This is a genomic window from Peptoniphilus vaginalis (assembly GCF_900176605.1).
Taxonomy (GTDB): domain Bacteria; phylum Bacillota; class Clostridia; order Tissierellales; family Peptoniphilaceae; genus Peptoniphilus_A; species Peptoniphilus_A vaginalis.
In genome coordinates this window covers 226,962-247,833 of the sequence record NZ_FXLP01000005.1, presented here as the reverse complement: position 1 = coordinate 247,833, position 20,872 = coordinate 226,962, and the positions used below count along the sequence as shown (strand labels likewise).

The window sequence follows — 20,872 nt, the reverse complement described above, 5'->3', positions numbered from 1 at the left end:
TCCTCCTAATCTCTTGTAAAAGACCTGAGGACAGAGACAATTGGGCTCAAAAATACGTTATAGTTAATGTCTCCCACTTTTTTTTCTTCCCCTGAATCAATGTAAACTATTTGGTCTTCAGAAGGATAAACCATTCCAAGTTTATACATCGCTTCTTCTGCAATTTGAGCAGATGACTTTACGGCTTTAATATCGCCTACAAGAGTTGTTTTTGTTTTATTTAATTCTTCGATTTCAGCCTTTTGTTTCAAAATTTCTCTGTCAAGACCTGCAACTTGAGAATAAAGAATAATAACAGCTGCAAATATTATAATAACAATTGCCATTGTAAAAATAAAAGGCCTATTATTTAAAAGTCGATTTCTATATATATTATAACTTTTATTTGAAATTTTAGTTAATCTTTTTGCCATTTTACACCTCTAATTTTTCGGCAATTCTTAGTTTCGCTGAGTGAGATCTCTTGTTTTCTTTTAATTCTTCATCACTTGCAGTTATTGGCTTTCTAGTTAAAATTTTTATTTCTTTTTTCTTATCACAAGTACAAATTGGAGACGATGGGGGACAAATACAATCCTTCTCCAAGTATTTGAAGGCATTTTTCACTATCCTATCCTCTAGGGAGTGAAAAGTTATAATTGCAATCCTGCCACCTGGGTTAAGTCTATGGACAAATCTCTCAATTGAGTCTTTAAGAACATCAAGTTCCCTGTTAACTTCAATCCTCAAAGCTTGAAAAGTTCTTTTTGCTGGATGAGGTCCATTTCTTCTTGCAGAAGCTGGAATAGCATTTTTAATTATTTCAACAAGTTCAAAAGTTGTTTCTATATCTTTCTTCTTTCTCTCTTCTACAATGAACTTGGCAATCCTTGATGCCCACTTTTCTTCTCCATAATCTTTTATAATTCTAGTAATTTCGCTTTCACTATAGGTATTTACGATGTCCTTCGCAGAAATTTCAAGGTCTTGGTCCATCCTCATATCAAGTGGGGCATCAAACCTATAAGAAAACCCTCGCTCAGGATTGTCGAATTGGTAAGATGAAACTCCAATATCAAGTAGGACCCCATCAATCTTATCAATTTCAAGCTCATCAAGAGCTTTTTCAAAATTTATGTAATTTAAATTAAAAAATTCTACATTTTTATAGTCAGTAAGTCTTTCCTTTGCAACTTCAAGGGCTTCTATATCTTGATCTATCCCAATTAAAAGTCCACTTCCCTTTAGTCTTTTTAGGATTTCACTGCTGTGGCCTGCCCCACCAAGAGTTCCATCGAGATAAATTTTTCCTTCTCTAATGTTTAATCCTTCAATTGTTTCATCTAAAAGAACACTTTTGTGTGCAAATTCCATTATATTCCCAACTCCGACATTTTTTCAGCAAGTTCTTCATAGGATAGAGCTTCTTCTTCATTGTACTTATTCCAGTTTTCTTCTGACCAAATTTCTGCCCTGTTTGAAAGTCCTATGATTACGCACTTGTCAATTAAGTCTGCATATTCTCTTAGGTGTTCTCCAATTAGGACCCTTCCCTGCTTATCTAGTTCGCAGTCTACAGCCCCAGAGAAAAATGTTCTCACAAAGGACCTTACAGCCTTGTTAGTCATTGGGAGTTCCTTTAGTTTGTTTTCAATTTTCTCCCACTGGTCGCTTGGATATAAAAATAGGCAGTCGTCTAAACCCTTCGTCATTACAAAGGACGAAAGGTCTTCTCTAAACTTTGATGGAATTGTTACTCTTCCCTTAGGATCGAGGTTGTGTCTAAATTCACCTATTAACATAAAATTCTCCACTTTATTCCATTTCGACTATTTTTTACTCCACTTTGCTCCACCTAAGTTAATTTTACTACACAAAGTCTCTATTTTCTAGTGTTTTAATAAGTTTTCAAAAAATAGGACTAAGGGCCCGAAATTTTTATCCTGAATAAAAAATGTTTTCATAAAATACAATTTTAACCTTCAATATAGGCTTTTAGATCAATAACAAAATTTTATAATTCTTTCTTAATGATTTTTTTGTTATGAATTAATAAATTTCTACAACTTTTTTAATCTTAATAAGGCCAATGAAACTTTTTCATAAATAATTAAATAAATTTTTTCACAAAAAAATCGACTATCTCTAGTCGATTTAATCTCTTATTAAATTATTTCTTTCCTACAAAGTAGAAGTCAGAACCCTGACCTAATTTTGAATTAACTCCATAATCAAAACCATGAAGTTCCATTATTGTCTTTACAATATAAAGTCCCAGTCCAGTTCCTATCTCAGGCCTTGTGTGGTTGTTGCGAACTCTATAAAACCTATCCCAAATTCCCTTTATATCTTCTTCACTTATTCCTATTCCCTTGTCAATACAATGAAATTCAGTTTTCTTATCATCGCCCTTGATAAGTAATTTTATTTCTTTATTAACTGGCGAATAATTTATAGCGTTGTTAATTAAATTATAAATTACCCTGCTTATCTTAGACCTGTCTGCAAGAATTCTCGTGTCACCAGAAACTTCTATCTCAAACTTGTAGTCTGCAAAATCTTTATTAATCTTAAACCTATCTAAGACTTCCTCCAAGGAGTCCTTAAGGTCGTATTCTTCCCTCTTTATTTCTTCTAAGTTAGACTCAATCTTTGAAAGGTCTAGTAAATCATTTACAAGTGCCGTTAACTTATCTGCCTCACTAATAATTGTATCCAAGTGCTTGTTTCTCAAAACTTCATTAGGTCCAGATATATCCCTTATCATCTCTCCATAGGATTTTATAACTGTGAGTGGAGTCTTCAAGTCATGGCTGACATTGGCAACAAGGTCCTTCCTCATTTCAATTGTCTTTGTAAGTTCATTTTTCGCATAGTTAAGAGTGTTGGAAAGATCATCTATTTCAGTGTACTCGCCCTTTTTGAACTTAACCTTGTAGTCCCCTTTTGCAAGCTCCTTGGCAGTGTTTGACATCCTAACAAGGGGTCTTGAAAGTCTCTTAGATACAAAGTAGGCTGTAATAGATGCAAAAATAAGTGACAAGAAGGAGATTATTATAAGTATTCTCCTTATTACATCAACAGTTGCATCTACTGGCTTTAAAACTGAATTAATGTAGAGGTAATAATCTTCGCCATTAGTTTTGCCAAGATAACCTGCATAAATAATGGAAGGGTCCTTTAGGTTTTCATACCTAACTGTATAAATTTTATAAGTCCTGTTGTCTCTACTTAAGGATCCAAAAAACTTATCAAAGTTTTCCCATATCATCCTTGGTCTTTCTACAAATTCGTCAAATAGTCTTAGGGGGAATACCCAAGCTCCATTTTCATCAAGAACTTTTATCTCAAGTCCCTTAGTATTTGCATAGTTTGAAAGCTTACTTTCAAAATCTTGTGACTTGTATTCATTCCTAAGTTCATTCCCAACCTTTGTAACTTCACGAATTTTCATAGTTTCGTAAAAACTCGAAAGGAAAACTGTTTGAAAGAGCCAAATAGAAATTAAGATTAGTCCAGCGAAAAAGACAAAGTACTTCCACAGCTTAAAGAGGATGCTGTTTTTGTCAATTTTTATCCTCCTCACTTCTTTAATTTCTCGTATCAAACTTATATCCCACTCCTCTTACTGTAATAATAAATTTTCTGTATTCTTTAATAGAATTTCTAAGCATCTTAATGTGGGTATCCACTGTCCTGTCTTCTCCGTAAAAATCATAACCCCAAACCTGGTTTAAGAGCTTGTCACGAGAAAGGGCAATGTTTTTATTTTTAACCATGTAAACTAAGAGGTCATATTCCTTAGGTGTTAAATCAACCATTTCATCATCAACAAATACAACACGACCATCTAAATCAATCTTAAGTCCTTCAAACTCCATAGTCTTATTTTCTTCAACCTTGTTGTGACGATTTACGATAACATTTAGTCTCGCCATAAGTTCCTTTGGGGAGAAGGGTTTTGTAACATAGTCATCTATACCAATTTCAAATCCAAATAATTTATCGTATTCCTCACTTCTTGCAGACAGCATTAAGACAGGAATATTTTTTATTTTTTTTATTTCCTTGTAGGATGAAAAACCATCAAGCCTTGGCATCATTATATCCATGACAATAACATCGAAGTCTTCTTCTTTTACCTTATCTATTGCATCAAGGCCGTCTACTGCTTCAACAACTTCATGACCTTCAAACTCTGCGTAGGTTCTTATAACTTCTCTAATGCTTTTTTCATCATCTACTACTAAAATTTTAAACATTTCATCACCAACTTAATTATAATAAGAATTTGTGAATTTTTTATGAAAGCTTTGTTAAGCCTCTTCTTATAAATTCTCTCAACTTTTGATTTAATTATATCAATAAGAAAAATTTTTTGTTAGAATCTTTTACTTGCATAGGTGTATCAGACCACTTACCCTCTCTATACAACTGTACACACTATATTTTAAATTCATAACTATTTTTCATAAAAATACCCTCCTTACTGGTTTGTCCAGTAAAGAGGGTACACATCAAATTCATACAGACTAAAATGTTTTATTAAATTATACTATGAATAATTTTTGATCCTGCAATAATAGTTCCAATAGATGAACCTAAGTTAGCAAGTATTACTACTAAGAGAGCCTTCAAAAACTTGTTGTGAATCCATGACTTAAAGTTAAATATGTCATCAGGTATTTTGTTTACGTCCTCAACTGTTGGCTTCTTTAAACTTGCTTCAACTAAACCTGCAAACCATCCACAAGCAAGTACAGGGTTAATTGATGTAAAAGGTGCAGCCACAAAAGCGGTTAATACACTTAAGGGATGTGGAAGACATAAAGCTGTAAAGGCAGCCGCTAAGACTGAATTGAATATAAACCAGGACTTAATTTGAGATAGACCTGTATTCATACTTTGTTTAAAGCCCAAGGCTATTAAAATTACAATAAGGGCTGGTATTATCCAAGGTAACAACTTGCCCATAAAAGATTTTTCTGGAATCTTTTTAAGCTCTTCAATGTCTTGGTCCTTAAAGACTTCTTCTTCAACCCCTGGTGTGTGAGCTGCTCCAAGAATAGCAATGACTTTTTTACCTGGTGCATTCTTAATGTTATAAGCAAGAAACTTGTCCCTTTCGTGCAAAAGCGTTGCAGCAATTTGCGGGTAGTCCTTACCCATATCTTCAATAGCAAGTTCAAGATTATCTCTTTCAATTAGTCTCTGAAGGTCTTCTTCAGATACATCTTCATCCTCATCAAGAAACATTAAAGAAAAAAGCAATTTTATTTTTTCAAAAAATCCCATCTTTCTCCATATCCTCATGAAGGTTGTTTGTATGCTCCTATCAGCTAGGACTAAGTTAATTCCCATTTCTTCAGAAGCTTTAATACCTTCCATCATTTCTTGACCTGGCTTTGTCTTTAGTTTTTTTGCAACATTTTTTTGGTATGATGAAAGAATAAGGTTTGCTATTAAAAGTGTAACCTTCTTCTCCTTTATAATATCTATAATATTTGTGTTTTTCCAAGCCTCAGGATTTTTTATATTTTTATACCTTTGGTCGTCAAGCTCAATGCAAATTGAGTCGGGCTTCTCTTCTTTTATAGTTTCCCTAACTAAATTAACACTTTCTTGAGAAACGTGAGCCGTTGGTATTAAAATAATTTCCTTACCTTGGTAATCTAATCTAATTAATTGATCCTTCATTTTTCTCCTACGTAGAAGTTTTATTCTTTTTCTTCACTAAGGGTGTAGGCTTTTTCATCTACATCCCTATAATAATTTGTGATTAGCTTCTTATCTTCTATTTTTTCTGTCATAAGTATCTTGTCTTTAGATTTAAACTTATTAAGGCCATCTTCATTTTTTATCTCATAGCCCCTTAAATAATTAATTGAAGAGTTTAAAATATCTAGACAAAGAGCATTTAAGATGTCTTCTTCATCTTCTTCTTTGTCCTTGACGTCCTTACTAGCGTTTAAATTTTTATTTTTGGAATTCTTATTTAATCCATAAATATTTTCAGAAACTTCTAAAAGATTGTTTTCTTTTTCTAAAATTTTCTCTTTTTCATCCTTTAACTTTGTCATCTTAGAGGAATCATTTAAGAGAATAGACTTAAGAAGATAATTATCTCCCTTTAATAAGTATTCAACAAGACCAAGGTTTTCAAATCCCTTGATGTTGTGCTTTCCTATGGACCTATTCAAGTCATAAGTGTAATGAGAATCTACAAAAAATGGCATAAGTCTTAAGTTGTCTTCCATATCTTCTCTATTTAAATTCTTATCAATAAAATTACCCCTTAGTGGTGTAAAAGAAATTATTTTGTCCTTTGAAATTTCAAAAAATTTAAATTCTCTATCATCTTGAAAGGGAATTAAAGAATCTCCTAATTCCTTATTAAGGTCTTCTATTTCTGTTGACTTGTTTTGTAAAACATCAAATTTTTCAATTTCTCTTGTTATTACATCTAACTTGGAATTTTTTAAGTTTATTTCTTGGCTGAGATTTTTAATATTCTCCTGAGTCTTATTCCTCTTCTCTATTAGAGAAGAGTTTTCTCTTGTTAAATTAAAGTAGGAAGACTCCATATACCTTAAGTTGGAAAATCCAAGGTAAGATAGTATAAGGCTAAGAATTATAAAGATGAAAGACAAAAAAGATTTTTTATTTTCATTCATTTTTATCACTCTTTTCCAAAGCCCTTATAATGCCATAGTTTTTATAATATTCTGAAACTTTTTCATCTACAAAGTTTTTTAAATAAGCTAACTTTTCTGATGACAAGTCACCAGTCTTAAAGGATTTATTTTCCATTTCCTTGTAGATATTTAATAAGTTGTTAAGATCAACATAAACTTCAGAGAAAGGCACCTTGTCATCCTCTACGAAGTTATAAATACTTGAAGAATATATTGATGCATAGAATACAAATAAGTTTACTTCCTTTGATGGCTTATTTTCTTTTATTAGATAAGAGGCAAATCCATCTAGTTCTTTAAAAAGGCTTCCAATTTCTAAGTCCTTGTAAATATTCTTATTTTTTTCAAGACTTTCTTCTCTACTTATGCTTAAGAAGTCATCTACTATCCTGTCATAATTTTCTTTTTCATAAATATTTGAATTAAAGAAAGCGCCATAAGCCTTTAGCCTTTCTCTAACTTCAGCTTTTATAACTCTGTTTTTCTCTTCATAATCTGTTTTAATTTTTTTAATCTCGTCAGATTTATTGGCTTCAAATTGGTATCCATATTTTTCATAGAATTCTTGAGACTTTAAATTAAATTCAATTTCTAAGTCTTCTATTTCTTTGTCATAGGCCTTAGACTTATCTTCCAAAGATTGTATCTCTTGTGCTAAAGCTTTATTTTCTGAAATAAGCTTTGTTGAAAATTTTTTATTTGCAAGAGAATACATATAAAATAAAAAAGACAAGACTAGGATACAAAGGGAAAAAATATAGAGAACCTTGTGCCAGTTTTTACTACTCATCTTTCACCTACATTTTTTCAAGAAGAATACTGGCTCTACTTGTCTTTTCATAGTTTTTATCAATGCTCCTAAGAATGATAAAAGATATGATAAAGGATAAAATCCCTGCTATAAGAGACATTAAGTCCTTGTTAGCAAGACCCATCTTATTAAAAATATAATAAGATAAAGAAATTGCTGACATAAATAGGACTAGTGGCAAGCCGTAAACTAAAAATTTATAGGAAAGCACTGACTTGTCATTGGTTTTAATCTTAACTAGATCTCCAACTTTTGCAGAAATTGTATTGTTAAACTCAAAGAGCTCTTGTTCAGATTCAGCACACTTTGCATTACAAGACTCACAAGATTCTCCGCAGGCACTTTCTCTAGTAAATTCTACAAATATTTTGTTGTCCTTTTGAGCTCTTACAATGCCAATACTTTCCATAAAATCACCTATTCTTAATCTTCGATTACCTTAATGTGAACTTCTTCTAATTGTTTTTCTGTAAGTCCTGTTGGTGCTCCTGTCAATAGACAAGTTGCAGCTTGAGTTTTAGGGAAGGCTATTACGTCTCTTATGCTCTTAGCACCTGTAAATAACATTACAAGTCTGTCAAGTCCATAAGCAAGTCCTCCATGTGGTGGAGCTCCATACTTAAAGGCTTCTAGAAGGAATCCAAATTTTTCCTTGGCTTCCTCTTCTGATAAGCCTAGTGCTTCAAACATTTTTTCTTGGACTTCTGGGTCGTTAATTCTAATACTTCCTCCACCCATTTCGTCCCCATTTATAACAATGTCATAGGCCTTTGCTCTTGCATTTTCCTTGTCACTTACTAATTTATCCACATCTTCGTCAAGTGGACTTGTGAAAGGATGGTGCATAGCAACATATCTTCCTTCCTCTTCATCATATTCAAATAGCGGGAATTCAGTTATCCAAACAAGTTTATAATCATCTTCATTAATTAAGTCCATGTCCCTTGCAATCTTGTTACGAAGGTTGCCTAGGCCACTAAATACAACAGAATTTTTATCAGCAAGAATTAAAATTAAATCACCTTTTTTTGCATCAAAAGCAGAGATGATTTCTTGCATTGTTTCTTCAGATATAAATTTAGCAATTGGTGAATCAATTTCTTCATCAACTCTTATCCAAGAAAGTCCCATTGCCTTATAGTCCTTGACAAAGGATTCTAATTTTTTCAATTGTTTTTTGGAATAGAAGTCGCTTCCACCATCAACCTTGATACCTCTAACGCTTTTACCCTTTTCAGTATTTCCTTCAAATACCTTGAAGCCGCAAGCTTTTACTAAATCAGAAATATCCTTTAATTCCATACCAAATCTAAGGTCTGGTTTATCTACCCCAAACCTATCCATAGCTTCAGAATACTTCATCCTCTTAATAGGAAGTTCGATGTCTTTATTTATGACTCCTTTAAATAATTTTTGAAGAAATCTTTCATTTATTCCCATTACATCTTCTTCGTCAACAAAGCTAAGTTCCATATCAATTTGAGTAAATTCTGGTTGTCTATTGGCTCTTAAATCTTCGTCTCTAAAGCACTTAGTAATTTGGATGTATCTATCCATCCCTGCAACCATTAATAATTGCTTCATTAATTGTGGTGATTGAGGAAGAGCGTAAAACTCACCTGGGTTAACCCTACTTGGGACTAAGTAGTCTCTCGCTCCTTCAGGAGTTGGCTTAGTTAACATAGGAGTTTCAACTTCTATAAATCTATTTTCATAGAAGAAGTCACGAGTAATTTTATAAATCTTTGAACGAGTCATAAGATTTTTTTGCATACTTGGTTTTCTTAAGTCAAGAGTCCTGTACTTAAGTCTCATATTTTCTGCAACATTGTCATTGTCCTTAACATAAATTGGTGGAACTTCAGATTCACTTAAAATTTTAAGTTCACTAGCTAGGACTTCAACTCTACCAGTTTCTAGGTCTTCATTGATTGAAGATCTCATACGAACTGCACCCTTAACAGCAATTACAAACTCTCCACGAAGGTGAGATGCCTTTTCTAAAAGCTCTTCAGATGATGTATCATCAAAAACAATTTGTGCAATCCCACTTCTATCTCTTAAGTCAACAAAAACTATGGATCCCAGTGACCTTTGCTTTGCCACCCAACCCATTAGGACAACTTCTTTTGAAATCATATCTTCTGAAATCTCATTACAATAATTTGTCCTTTTGAGATTTCCCATTTTTTCAGCCATATTTCCTCCTAAAAATTAAACTCCAAGCCTCAAATGGTTTGGAGCTTATTCGTTAACATTTTTTATAATCAATTAGCCATTTATATTGTTTTTATTCCATAAAAATCTATTTTAATTATAAAGCAAGGCCTTTCAAAATTCAACTTTAACAGATTCTCTTGTCTATTCTGTGAGAAAAGCCTTTAATATCTTTCACCTTGTTTTCTCTCAAAAGTTTATCTTTTACAAAGCCTGCTCCCTTATCCATACCCTGGCAACCTGCAAGAAGTAATACATCATCTTTATCAAGTAAATCAATTGTATCGTTAATGGACTCTTCAAGGGTGTCATATACTTTGCAAGCAATCTTATTCTTTTCTAAAATACTTTTGAAGACCTTTAATTCTTCATCAGTTACCCTGTCCTTTTCCTTAACAGTATCTCTTGATAAAGTTGCAGTAAGTGATTTTGGTTTTAAAATTTTTATCCACTTCACTAATCGTTCTGTAATTTCACGATTAACTTCAACTCCTCTTTTGCCTCTTATGGCATAGAGAATGTTGAGATTTTTATAATCCATTTCCTTTAGAGTTTCCATTGTTGCATCGATATTTTTTTCATTGGCAAAGTGATCATCTAAAATTTTAAATTCTTCATCAAATATTAATTCAAATCTTCTCTCTACTCCCTTAAAATCCTTTAGGGCTCTCTTTATAATTTCTATATCAATCTTTAAACAGAGGGCAATTATTATTGCAACGACAGAATTCATTACTGATGAGTAACCAACTGATCCTAGTTCAATCTCAAATTGATATTTTTTTAAGATAAAATCTTTTACTTTTATGTCTCTATTTATTTTAAAAATAAATTTTCCCTTACCACTTGAAAGGTCAAGATTTTGGATTCCAAAGTCAGCTTCATTGTTTTCTAAAGAGAAGCTAAGAACTTGTGCCCTTGTCTTATCCCTTAGAGAATAAATTTTTTCATCATCTGCATTTAATATTGCAAGGGCATCTTCTTTTGCGTGTCGAATAAGTCTTGATTTAAACCTAAAATAATTTTCAAAGCTTCCATGTTGGTCAATGTGTTCTCTGCCAAGATTGTTAAAAGTCACAATGTCAAAATCTATATTCTTGTTCCTATATAATTCTTGAGCAGATGAAGATACTTCCATAGTCACATCGGTTACTCCCTTGTCCTTCATATCCCTAAAATAGGATTGAAGAGTTAGGGACTCTGGAGTTGTAAGTACAGATGGAATCATTACATCGGCATATCTTGTTAAGACAGTGCCAATTATCCCAGTATTTCTTTTGTCTTCTTCTAAAATAGAGTTAACCATAAAAGCAGTAGTTGTCTTGCCATTAGTTGCAGTGATACCTATTACATTCATATCTCTTGAAGGATCTCCATAAAAGTTTCTCGCCATATCTGCAAGGGCAATCCTAGAATTTTCAACTCTAATTTGCTTAATATTCTCTTCAGAGTAGTTTTCAACTACAGCAATTTCTGCTCCCTCTTCTTTTGCTTTCTTTATAAACCTGTGGCCATTTGTGACATAGCCTTTTATGGCAACAAAAATACCGCCCTCAACTACATCGTCTGTGTGAAAGGCGATATTTTTTATTTCTATGTCTTTATCTATTTCAAAATTTGCATCAATAATTTCTACATTATTTAAAATTTTTTCTAATTTCAAGATTATCTTCTCCTTAGAAAGTCTTCAAGGTTTTTAGAATTTAAATTCCTCTCAAACTTTCCCTTCTCATTCAAAATCTTTGTGCTTGCACCTAGACCAAAACCAATAATGTTTTCAAGTTCTTCCATCATTACAATATTATAAATTGAGGCATGACCCTTCTTTGCATATCCAATGTTCTCTGATGAAATTACAGATTTTTTCTGTCTGTAGAGATAATAGGGCTCATAATTATTTTCCATTAAAAGTTTCTTCGATTCTTCCAAAAGATTTCCAAAGTCTTCATCATTGTGGTAGGAATTTTCAAAAAGCTTTGATCCATTCTTAAGAGCTAGGGTATGAAGAGTTATATTTTCCGGAGAAAAATTAATTGCCTTCTTTATAGAATCAATAATACTTTCTTTATCTTCTCCAGGAAGACCCATAATCAAATCCATATTTATAGTTTCGAAGTCAAGCTCCCTTGCTTTATCAAACCAAAATCCAAAATCTTTATTTGAAACCCTATTTAATTTATTTATTACCTCTCCATTAAAGGTCTGTGGATTAAGAGAAATCCTATTAACTCCCTTGTCCTTTAGCATCTTTAAAGTATCAAGGCTCAAGCTATCAATACGTCCACATTCAACAGTAAACTCTCTCGTGTGACCAAACTTATCGATAAGTGCATCAATAATTTTTTCCAAGTTTTCTAAGCCAATTGAAGTTGGAGTTCCCCCTCCAATATAAATTGAATTAGGCTCCTTAGAAAATTCAAGCTCGTGAGAATTTATATCGTTGGTTAAATTTTTGGTATATAAATCCATCTTTCCCTTGTTCTCTATTGTTGTATCAAAGGAACAATATAGACACCTTGATGGGCAAAAGGGTATGTGAACATAGACATTATAATTACTAAATTTAGAGTTAAGCCTAAGGGCTTCTTGATTTTTATAAATCTTATATAAAAACTTCCCTTCGCCACTTCCTATCCTGTACTTGTCCCATAAAATTTTAAGGGACTCATCATAGGAAGAGCCCTCAAAAACTTTTGAAATAAGTTTTAAGGGCCTCACTCCAGTTAGAATTCCAAAGCTTGAATCAAAATTTTTTTCCTTGGAAAACAAGTCAAATAAATATCTCTTTATAGTGAAGTGAGCTTTTTCATCTTGAATTTTAAGCCTTTCACTAGCCTTTATCTTGTCTCCAAAAATGCTAATAAAAATAATTTGGTCTTCAATTTTTATTTTAATGTTAAAGTTTAAATCTTTGTAATCTTTAGGAAGCTTCATCCTAAAAAATTCAAAAATTGACTTCTTTAGACCTTGACTTTCATTTTCTATCTTAATCATACTTGTCTAAGATAAGGGTTAGTCATTTTCTCATAGGACATTTGTGACTCAGGACCGTGACCTGATAGGACATAAATCTCATCGTCAAGTTTTTTTAATTTCTTTAGTGATTCCACCATTAGACTATGGTCTGACTCTGGGAAGTCAGTCCTTCCTATTGAACCATTAAAAAGTGTGTCACCTGCAAATAAATAATTTTCAAATAAATAGCAAACTGATCCAAGAGTATGACCTGGTGTTTCAATAACTTTAATAGTGCCTCCTGAAAAAGGAATTTCATCACCATCTTTCACGAAAACATCTACATCAGCTGCTTCAATTTGCATACCAAAGGCAGAAGCTCTAACTTCCTTTGGACTTTCTAAGAAGGCCCTATCTTTTTTTGATATATAAACTGGAGCCTTGTATTTTTCCACAAGAGCAGCAACAGCACCTACATGATCAAAGTGACCATGAGTTAACAAAATATATTTTATATTTAATGAATTCTTCTCAATGGCTTCAATTATATTTTCACTTGATTCACCTGGGTCAACCACAAAGGCATCCTTGTTTTCATCAAAAAGGATAAAGCAATTTTCTTGTAATTGCCCAACAACTAACTTCATAATTTTATATTCCATTATTTCACCTAAAATTCCTTATTTGAATCCAATAAAATAGTAACTGGTCCATCATTAATAAGTTCCACATCCATATCTGCACCATATTCACCAATAGAAACCTTAATACCTAATTTTTTCATCTCTTCAATGAATTTTTCATAAAGAACTATTCCGTCGTCAAACTTAGCCGACCTAATGTAAGAAGGTCTATTGCCCTTTCTGGCATCTCCATAAAGGGTAAATTGACTTACAACTAAAATTTCAAGACCATAATCAAGAAGCGACTTATTCATAACCCCTTCTTCGTCATCAAAAATTCTCAGTTTACTTACTTTTTTTATAATATAGTCTAGGTCATTTTCGTCATCATTAACTTCTATACCAAGTAAAAGCATAATTCCCTTGTCAATTTTAGAAATTAATTTTCCATCAACAGATACACTTGCTCTTTTTACTCTTTGAACTACTCCACGCATTTTATCACGCCTTTATCCTGTAAACTTCAAGGACATTGTTTATCCTCTTTAGTTTTTCCATTAGTCTTTCAAGTTCTTCACTGTCAGTTATTTCAACAGTAATATCTATGACAGCATCCCCATTTTTTACAACTTTTGCATTTAAATAGGACATACTAAGTTTTGATTCATTTACCCTACTTGCAATATCAGCTATAACATTAGGTTTATCAAAGGCCCTAATCTCAATGGAAGCACTGTAACTTGTTGAATTTGAATTTTCCCACTTAACTTCTACAAGTCTTTCTGGGTCAACATTATTTTGTAGGTTTTTGCAGTCCTTTCTGTGAACTGAAATGCCCCTTCCAATAGTGATATAACCAACAATTTCATCTCCAGGGACTGGTGTACAACATTTTGCAATCCTAACACTTACACCATCAACACCCTTGACTTCAATCCCTTGGTTGTTATATCTCCTCTTAGATTCCACAATTTCTTCAATGGCTTTTTCGTCTTTCTTATAATGCTTGTTATAAATGTCTTGCAACTTTGCAGTTACCTGGGAAGTAGTTATACTTCCAAAACCAACTGCTGCATACATTTCATCAAGACTAAGCATATTTAATTTTTCTTTTACTTCTTCTAACCAATCATCACGCAAAATCTTGTGAGTTTCGTAACCAAGCTTCTTTACTTCCCTCTCAATGGCATCTCGTCCTCTTTCAATATTCTTTTCCTTGTCTTTAATCTTGAAGTATTGCAAGATTTTTTTACGAGCTTGAGGACTCTTAACAATTTTTAACCAATCAAGAGATGGGCTTGTATTTGGATTTGTTATAACATCAACTATGTTACCACTTTGTAAGGTATAATTAAGTGGCACAATCCTACCATTAACCTTAGCACCTACGCAGGTGTTACCAACTTGGGAGTGAATTCTGTAGGCAAAGTCAATTGGGGTTGAGCCTTCTGGTAGGTTTATAACATCTCCCCTTGGAGTAAATACAAAGACCTCATCAGCGAAGAAGTCAATCTTTAGGGTATCCATGAAGTCTCCTGGATCATTTAAATCCTTTTGCCATTCCAGCAATTGTCTAAGCCAAGTCAAGTTTTCATCAAAAGCTGTTTCTTTAGAAACTCCTGCCTTGTACTTCCAGTGGGCAGCGATACCATATTCAGCAGTTTGATGCATTTCATAAGTCCTAATTTGAACTTCAAAAGTCTCTCCATTGTTGTCGATAACAGTTGTGTGAAGAGATTGGTACTTGTTGGGTTTAGGCATGGCTATATAGTCCTTAAACCTGCCTGGTATTGGTTTAAAGAGTGTATGAACAACACCTAAAGCACCATAACAATCTTTTACAGAGTGAGTCAAAATTCTTACTGCAGAAAGGTCATAAATTTCATCAAAAACCTTTCCTTTTTTCTTCATTTTCTTATAAATTGAGTAAAAGTTCTTTGGTCTTCCTTTAATTTCGCACTCAATTCCAACGTTCTTTAGGTTTTCTTCAAGTTGTTTTATAATGTGGTTGATTAAATCTTCTCTTTCATTTCTCCTCTTGTTGACCATATCAACCAATTCATAGTAGCCCTCTTCATCAAGATACCTAAGTGAAAGATCTTCAAGTTCCCACTTAATCCTGCTCATACCAAGTCTGTCTGCTATTGGCGCATAAATTTCAACAGTTTCTTTTGCCTTTTCAATCTTTTTGGCATCAGTCATATACTCGAGAGTTCTCATATTGTGAAGCCTATCAGCCAATTTAACAATAATAACCCTAATGTCCTTTGCCATGGCAAGAACCATTTTTCTTATATTTTCAGCTTGTTTTTCTTCCTTGTTTTTATAATTTAATTTCTTTAACTTTGTAACCCCATCAACAAGCTCGGCAATTTCCTCCCCAAATTCTTTTTTTACATCTTCAAGAGTTACATCTGTATCTTCTACAACATCGTGAAGAAGACCAGCAACAATAGTGGCTGTATCCATGTTCATATCAGCCAAAATCAAGCTAACATTAAGAGGATGAATAATATAATCTTCACCAGAATTTCTCTTTTGACCTCTGTGATGTTCATTAGCCATCTTATAGGCACGTCTAATCATGTCTATATCAGCATTTTCATTATAGGATTTTACTTTTTCAATTAATTCATCTATTAATAACATTCTTTTCACCTGTGATTCTATAGCTTTTTATCTTTAACTGAACAGTAACATTCCCATTAAATTTATTTAAGTCAAGATTAAAAACTATATCTATTAAAATATTGGAAGGCTTTCCATTTAAAAGACCCATTACTTCTTCCCTTCCATAGGAACTAGCAAGCTTCCTTAAAAATACTTTAGAATCTTCAAATAAAATTCCGGTATAATTTATATTTTCTTGGGACAAAGTCATCTTCAAAAAGTTTTTGTTTTTGCCCAAGATATTAAGTGATTTTATCTGCAAGTTTTTGGCACCAAACTTTGGGGCAGAATTTCCATTCCCAAAGGGAGCCAGAGACTCTATATCTTGAACAAGCTTCATACTAATGTATTTAAGTTTTAAGTTTCCGTCTATATAAACCTTCCTTATTAAGTCATCTTCTGTTAGACTTTCCTTCTGGTCTACATCTTTAATAAAGTCTTCGAGATTTTCTAAGGGAAGAGCTAAGCCACAGGCCATCTTGTGGCCACCAAAACTCTTGAGGTATTCCTTTGATTTGGAAAACTCTTGGAACATATTGTATTCTTCAATACTTCGTCCAGACCCCTTAATTAAATCTTTGGAATCACTTAAAACTACGCTGGGTCTATAATACTTTTCTTTGATCTTTCCAGCAACAATACCAAGGATTGATTCATTTAAGCCCTTCTCATAAACTATAAGGATTTTATGCTTATCTAGCAATCCATCCTTTTGTATCTTCTCATCTATTACTTCAAAGGCATCACTAGTTAGCTTTTGTCTCTCATAATTGAGGTCTCTTAATTTCTTAGCCTTTTCAAGAGCAAGTGAATAATCCTTCTCCAAAAATAATTCTATAGATTCTTTAGCAGATTCTAGTCTTCCACTGGAATTAATCGTTGGTCCAATGATAAAGCCGATATGATAAACATCAATATCTCCTTTTTTTATATCAGAAGCCTCTATTAGGGCATTAAGTCCCAAATCCTTAGTTTCCCTTAAGAGCTTAATTCCCTCAGAAACTATTACCCTATTTTCATTTGTTAGTGGCATTACATCACATACAGTTGCTATGGCAGCGTAGGGTAATAATTTTTCATAAAACTCTTCCTTATCTACTCCTCTAATTAAAAAAAGGTACTCTATGAGTTTAAAGGCAACTACTCCACCACATATTTCCTTAAAGGGATAGGAACAAGAAGACTGCTTTGGATCTATAACTGCACTTGCCTCTGGAATAATCTCAACTTCACTTCCATCTTTAACAATCTTCGGCACCTCATGGTGATCAGTAACAACTACATCAATACCTAAAGACATAGCATAGTCAACTGCATCTCTTGCAGCAATTCCATTGTCGCAAGTTATAATGCACTTGACTCCATCCTCGTGGGCCTTGTCAATTAAATTCCTATTAATACCATAGCCATCTTCAACTCTATGGGGTATGTCATAAGAGACATCTCCGCCAATAGTCCTTAAGCCTTCATACAAGATATAAGTTGATGTTACACCGTCAACATCATAGTCTCCAATGATTCTAATTTTATTCTTCTTAGCCAAGTGACTTAGAATTATATTTGAAGCCTTAACCATGTCCTTTAACAAAATAGGCGAATTTAAATTTGAAAGACTTGGTTCTAAAAACTCTCGAATGTCTTCTCCTGTATTTATTTCCCTATTAAGTAAAATTTTATATATAACATTATTTATCCCTAATTTTTTATAGTCGATACCAGGATCACTTTTGTTTTTTATAAACCATCTTTCCATTCAATCACCACTTTATGTATAAAGATAATTATATCAAAAATTATCATTAAGGTAAAACAATTAGGCTATCAAGCAACAAAAAAAGAACCCTCATAGGGTTCTTAAAAAATTTTTATCACTATTCATTAGCTAGAACTGAAATTGCACACTCAATTCTTTTCTTTTCCATTTCGCATCCAACCTTGTAAGGCTTGCTTAAGTCATTGTTACTGTAGTAAGCGTTGGCGTGACAACCACCTGAGCAGTAATATCTTGCCCAACAAGTAGGACAGTCTTCATTAGTATAGACGTTAGAATTTTTAAAATTATCTCTTAACTCAGTGTTTGTAATTCCATCATCAACATTACCAAGTAAGAAGTCTTCTTCACCAACAAATTGGTGGCAAGGATAAATTTCTCCTTGGGGTGTTATAGCAACATACTCTGAACCAGCTCCACATCCAACAGTTCTTTTAACTATGCAAGGCCCTTGTGATAAGTCGATAATGAAGTGGAAGAAAGAAAAGTCTTTGTCTTTCTTTCTTATCTCAATGTAATCCTTAGACATCTTCTCATATTCATGAAGTATTTTTTCAAGGTGCTCTTCTCTAATTGCGTAAGGCTCCCTCTCATCAGTAACTACTGGTTCAATAGAAGTTTTTTTAAACCCATGAGAGTAGAAGTCTTTTAAGTCTTCAGAAAAGTCTAAATTTTCATTTGTAAATGTTCCCCTGATGAAGTAGTCCTTGTCTCCTCTTTTTTCAATTAATTCTTTGAATTTTGGAACAATAATGTCATAAGACCCTTTACCATTTGTAGTAGGACGCATTTCATCATTTATTTTTTTTCTTCCGTCAATAGATAGAACAACATTGTCCATGTTCTCATTAATAAATTCGTCTATTTCATCATTTAGTAGAACACCATTAGTTGTAATTGTAAACCTGAAGTGTTTATTATATTTTTTTTCTTCTTCTCTACCATAAGCTACAAGTTTTTTTACTAAGGCAAAATTCATTAGAGGTTCGCCACCAAAGAAATCTACTTCAAGATTTCTCCTGTTACCAGAATTTTGTAGAAGAAAGTCTAAGGCCTTCTTACCTGTTTCAAAGTTCATAAGGCTTCTGTCGCCCTTAAAGTCACCTTGAGATGCAAAACAATACTTACATCTTAGGTTACAATCGTGAGCAACATGAAGGCAAAGTGCCTTTACTACATTTTGAGGATTGAATCTAGGAAGTTTAAAGTGTTCATCTTCAGAAAATAATAAATCTTCTTTAGCCAAGTAGTCTATTTCTTCATAAGCTTCTTTAGCGTCTTCTTTATTATATAGTTTTGAATATTTATCAATAACTTCATCCTTTGACAATTTTTCATAATCATCAATCATTTCATATACAATTTTTTCTACAATATGGACTGATCCACTTGCTATATCAAGGACAACATATCTATTATTTAAATAAAATTTATGAATTCTTTCTTCCATCTTCTCTCCTTTACTTAACCCCTAACAAAATAAAAGCAAGGTTTCCCTTGCCTTAGTTTTCAGAATTTTCACATTTTTGATTTCCTACGGTACAGCTAGTCTTGCAAGCTGATTGACAAGATGTTTGGCATTCTCCACATCCGCCTTTTTCGTAAGTTTTCTTAAGATTTTTTTGTGTAAGTGTTTTAATGTGTTTCATAATATCTCCTATTCTTCTTCAACGTCTTTTAGATCAGTATTCTTTTTATAAGTACCATTAATTCCCCACTTCATAATTTCAAATTTTGTATTGTCAGATGAAGTTTCGATAACTAAGTAATCTTCCTTAACAAGGATAATTTTTCCAATAATACCGCCGATTGTAATTATTTTATCTCCAACCTTTAAGCTTTCACGCATTTCATTGATTTCATTTGCTTTTTTCTTTTGTGGTCTTATTACAAAGAAATAGAAAACAGCAAACATCAATATTAAAGGAAGGAAATTTAACATTGCTCTTTGATCCATTATTGACCCCTTTCTTCTTAATATTTAATAATTATATTATACATTTAAACTCATAACTTAACAAGAATATCTTTAAGTCTTTACTTGTAACCATATTTTTTATAAAAATCTTTTTTATATTCAAGGAAGTAGTCTCCCCTAATGGACTCTCTAATGTTTTCCATCATATTTATTAAGAAATAGAGATTGTGAATAGTTGCTAGTCTCATTCCAAGTATCTCGTCTACATTAAATAAGTGTCTAAGATATGCCTTTGAAAAATTCCTGCAAGTGTAACAGTCACATTCATCATCAAGCCTTGAGAAGTCCTCCTTATAAATTGCATTTTTTATTGGAATTCTTCCTTGATGAGTTAAGACACTTCCATTTCTTGCAATTCTTGTAGGAAGAACACAGTCTGCCATGTCCACTCCTCTTTCCACTGCTTCGAATAAGTAATCTGGACTTCCAACTCCCATTAGGTATCTTGGTTTGTTTTCTGGCATAAAGTCTGTTGTGTAATCCAAAATCTCAGTCATTAAATCAATAGGTTCTCCAACTGAAAGCCCTCCAATGGAATAACCCTTAAAGTTCATATCAACCATTTCTTTTGCAGAAATTTCTCTTAGATCCTTGTACATCCCTCCCTGGATAATTCCAAAAAGAGTTTGATTATCTACATTCTTGTGATGGTTCTTACATCTTTCAGCCCATCTAAGAGTTCTTCTCATTGAATGATCAATATATTCATGACTTGCTGGATAGGGTGCACATTCATCAAAAGCCATAATTATATCTGACCCCAAAATGTTTTGTATATCAATTGACTTTTCTGGAGAGATAAACATCTTACTCCCATCAATGTGACTCCTGAAGTGAACACCTTCTTCAGTAATTTTTCTATTATCGGATAGAGAAAAAACTTGAAATCCTCCTGAGTCTGTTAGAATTGGTTTATCCCAATTCATAAACTTGTGAAGACCACCTGCCTTTTCTATTATCTCTGTCCCTGGTCTTAAAAATAAATGATAGGTGTTTGATAAGATTATTTGAGCTCCAATATCTTTTAGCTCATCAGGTGTCATTGTCTTAACTGTAGCTCTTGTCCCTACTGGCATAAAAATTGGGGTTTCTATTTCCCCATGATTTGTCGTTATCTTTCCAAGTCTTGCCTTTGAATCCTTAGAAGTTTTTAATAATTCAAATTTAAACATA

Annotated in this window: 20 protein-coding genes; all 20 read right to left on the bottom strand. The window is 32.8% G+C overall.

All coding sequences use genetic code 11. The features are described from left to right. Positions 1–5: 5 nt before the first annotated feature. Positions 6–413: a septum formation initiator family protein gene (locus tag CAN42_RS05955; RefSeq protein ID WP_062571130.1), complete on the bottom strand. Its 408-nt coding sequence runs from the start codon at positions 411–413 to the stop codon at positions 6–8. A gap of 1 nt (position 414) precedes the next feature. Then, the gene (gene rsmH / locus CAN42_RS05950) at positions 415–1,353 is read right to left on the bottom strand and encodes a 16S rRNA (cytosine(1402)-N(4))-methyltransferase RsmH (RefSeq protein WP_085875929.1); all 939 of its coding nucleotides are present in this window, start codon (positions 1,351–1,353) and stop codon (positions 415–417) included. Continuing rightward, entirely contained in the window at positions 1,353–1,781 is a 429-nt protein-coding gene (mraZ, locus tag CAN42_RS05945; protein ID WP_005956849.1) for a division/cell wall cluster transcriptional repressor MraZ, read from the bottom strand. Before mraZ ends, rsmH begins: the two co-directional genes overlap by 1 nt. A 368-nt stretch (positions 1,782–2,149) precedes the next feature. Continuing rightward, positions 2,150–3,586, bottom strand: a complete 1,437-nt coding sequence (locus CAN42_RS05940) for a sensor histidine kinase (RefSeq protein WP_085875928.1) — start codon at positions 3,584–3,586, stop codon at positions 2,150–2,152. Further along, entirely contained in the window at positions 3,570–4,241 is a 672-nt protein-coding gene (locus tag CAN42_RS05935; protein WP_062571127.1) for a response regulator transcription factor, read from the bottom strand. Before CAN42_RS05935 ends, CAN42_RS05940 begins: the two co-directional genes overlap by 17 nt. A 283-nt stretch (positions 4,242–4,524) precedes the next feature. Next, positions 4,525–5,676, bottom strand: a complete 1,152-nt coding sequence (locus tag CAN42_RS05930; RefSeq protein ID WP_062571126.1) for a TraB/GumN family protein — start codon at positions 5,674–5,676, stop codon at positions 4,525–4,527. A gap of 20 nt (positions 5,677–5,696) precedes the next feature. Beyond that, positions 5,697–6,653: a hypothetical protein gene (locus CAN42_RS05925; protein ID WP_085875927.1), complete on the bottom strand. Its 957-nt coding sequence runs from the start codon at positions 6,651–6,653 to the stop codon at positions 5,697–5,699. After that, the gene (locus tag CAN42_RS05920; RefSeq protein WP_085875926.1) at positions 6,646–7,464 is read right to left on the bottom strand and encodes an OmpH family outer membrane protein; all 819 of its coding nucleotides are present in this window, start codon (positions 7,462–7,464) and stop codon (positions 6,646–6,648) included. The genes CAN42_RS05925 and CAN42_RS05920 overlap by 8 nt, the downstream gene beginning before the upstream one ends. Positions 7,465–7,471: 7 nt before the next feature. Then, a complete protein-coding gene (locus CAN42_RS05915; RefSeq protein WP_085875925.1) occupies positions 7,472–7,894 on the bottom strand; it encodes a SoxR reducing system RseC family protein in 423 nt (140 codons plus the stop codon). Positions 7,895–7,908: 14 nt separating this feature from the next. Further along, positions 7,909–9,684 carry an aspartate--tRNA ligase gene (gene aspS, locus CAN42_RS05910; RefSeq protein ID WP_085875924.1) on the bottom strand — a complete coding sequence of 592 codons (1,776 nt, stop codon included), beginning with the start codon at positions 9,682–9,684 and terminating at the stop codon, positions 7,909–7,911. A 145-nt stretch (positions 9,685–9,829) separates the two neighbouring features. Next, on the bottom strand, positions 9,830–11,365 hold the full coding sequence (locus tag CAN42_RS05905) for a Mur ligase family protein (RefSeq protein WP_085875923.1): 1,536 nt from the start codon (positions 11,363–11,365) through the stop codon (positions 9,830–9,832). 2 nt (positions 11,366–11,367) lie between these two features. Continuing rightward, positions 11,368–12,696: a coproporphyrinogen dehydrogenase HemZ gene (gene hemZ / locus CAN42_RS05900; RefSeq protein ID WP_085875922.1), complete on the bottom strand. Its 1,329-nt coding sequence runs from the start codon at positions 12,694–12,696 to the stop codon at positions 11,368–11,370. Further along, entirely contained in the window at positions 12,693–13,319 is a 627-nt protein-coding gene (locus tag CAN42_RS05895) for an MBL fold metallo-hydrolase (RefSeq protein ID WP_085875921.1), read from the bottom strand. The genes hemZ and CAN42_RS05895 overlap by 4 nt, the downstream gene beginning before the upstream one ends. Positions 13,320–13,327: 8 nt before the next feature. After that, entirely contained in the window at positions 13,328–13,777 is a 450-nt protein-coding gene (dtd, locus tag CAN42_RS05890) for a D-aminoacyl-tRNA deacylase (protein ID WP_085875920.1), read from the bottom strand. Positions 13,778–13,781: 4 nt separating this feature from the next. Next, positions 13,782–15,929 (bottom strand): RelA/SpoT family protein, encoded by a 2,148-nt coding sequence (locus CAN42_RS05885; RefSeq protein WP_085875919.1) that lies wholly within the window; start codon positions 15,927–15,929, stop codon positions 13,782–13,784. Further along, entirely contained in the window at positions 15,913–17,703 is a 1,791-nt protein-coding gene (gene recJ, locus CAN42_RS05880; RefSeq protein ID WP_085875918.1) for a single-stranded-DNA-specific exonuclease RecJ, read from the bottom strand. Before recJ ends, CAN42_RS05885 begins: the two co-directional genes overlap by 17 nt. Positions 17,704–17,821: 118 nt before the next feature. Next, entirely contained in the window at positions 17,822–19,171 is a 1,350-nt protein-coding gene (gene scfB / locus CAN42_RS05875; protein ID WP_062571115.1) for a thioether cross-link-forming SCIFF peptide maturase, read from the bottom strand. A gap of 52 nt (positions 19,172–19,223) precedes the next feature. After that, on the bottom strand, positions 19,224–19,370 hold the full coding sequence (gene scfA, locus CAN42_RS05870) for a six-cysteine ranthipeptide SCIFF (protein WP_005956826.1): 147 nt from the start codon (positions 19,368–19,370) through the stop codon (positions 19,224–19,226). An 8-nt stretch (positions 19,371–19,378) separates the two neighbouring features. After that, positions 19,379–19,678: a preprotein translocase subunit YajC gene (gene yajC, locus CAN42_RS05865; RefSeq protein WP_062571114.1), complete on the bottom strand. Its 300-nt coding sequence runs from the start codon at positions 19,676–19,678 to the stop codon at positions 19,379–19,381. Positions 19,679–19,758: 80 nt separating this feature from the next. Next, a complete protein-coding gene (gene tgt, locus CAN42_RS05860; RefSeq protein ID WP_062571113.1) occupies positions 19,759–20,871 on the bottom strand; it encodes a tRNA guanosine(34) transglycosylase Tgt in 1,113 nt (370 codons plus the stop codon). Position 20,872 lies beyond the last annotated feature (1 nt).

Excerpts from the sequence above, each read along its gene's own strand:
- CAN42_RS05885 (WP_085875919.1), bottom strand. The coding sequence starts at position 15,929 with ATGTTATTAATAGATGAATTAATTGAAAAAGTAAAATCCTATAATGAA.
- recJ (WP_085875918.1), bottom strand. The coding sequence starts at position 17,703 with ATGGAAAGATGGTTTATAAAAAACAAAAGTGATCCTGGTATCGACTAT.
- CAN42_RS05930 (WP_062571126.1), bottom strand. The coding sequence starts at position 5,676 with ATGAAGGATCAATTAATTAGATTAGATTACCAAGGTAAGGAAATTATT.
- scfA (WP_005956826.1), bottom strand. The coding sequence starts at position 19,370 with ATGAAACACATTAAAACACTTACACAAAAAAATCTTAAGAAAACTTAC.
- CAN42_RS05920 (WP_085875926.1), bottom strand. The coding sequence starts at position 7,464 with ATGAGTAGTAAAAACTGGCACAAGGTTCTCTATATTTTTTCCCTTTGT.
- mraZ (WP_005956849.1), bottom strand. The coding sequence starts at position 1,781 with ATGTTAATAGGTGAATTTAGACACAACCTCGATCCTAAGGGAAGAGTA.
- CAN42_RS05915 (WP_085875925.1), bottom strand. The coding sequence starts at position 7,894 with ATGGAAAGTATTGGCATTGTAAGAGCTCAAAAGGACAACAAAATATTT.
- aspS (WP_085875924.1), bottom strand. The coding sequence starts at position 9,684 with ATGGCTGAAAAAATGGGAAATCTCAAAAGGACAAATTATTGTAATGAG.
- CAN42_RS05895 (WP_085875921.1), bottom strand. The coding sequence starts at position 13,319 with ATGGAATATAAAATTATGAAGTTAGTTGTTGGGCAATTACAAGAAAAT.
- dtd (WP_085875920.1), bottom strand. The coding sequence starts at position 13,777 with ATGCGTGGAGTAGTTCAAAGAGTAAAAAGAGCAAGTGTATCTGTTGAT.
- CAN42_RS05955 (WP_062571130.1), bottom strand. The coding sequence starts at position 413 with ATGGCAAAAAGATTAACTAAAATTTCAAATAAAAGTTATAATATATAT.
- CAN42_RS05935 (WP_062571127.1), bottom strand. The coding sequence starts at position 4,241 with ATGTTTAAAATTTTAGTAGTAGATGATGAAAAAAGCATTAGAGAAGTT.
- rsmH (WP_085875929.1), bottom strand. The coding sequence starts at position 1,353 with ATGGAATTTGCACACAAAAGTGTTCTTTTAGATGAAACAATTGAAGGA.
- hemZ (WP_085875922.1), bottom strand. The coding sequence starts at position 12,696 with ATGATTAAGATAGAAAATGAAAGTCAAGGTCTAAAGAAGTCAATTTTT.
- CAN42_RS05925 (WP_085875927.1), bottom strand. The coding sequence starts at position 6,653 with ATGAATGAAAATAAAAAATCTTTTTTGTCTTTCATCTTTATAATTCTT.
- tgt (WP_062571113.1), bottom strand. The coding sequence starts at position 20,871 with ATGTTTAAATTTGAATTATTAAAAACTTCTAAGGATTCAAAGGCAAGA.
- scfB (WP_062571115.1), bottom strand. The coding sequence starts at position 19,171 with ATGGAAGAAAGAATTCATAAATTTTATTTAAATAATAGATATGTTGTC.
- yajC (WP_062571114.1), bottom strand. The coding sequence starts at position 19,678 with ATGGATCAAAGAGCAATGTTAAATTTCCTTCCTTTAATATTGATGTTT.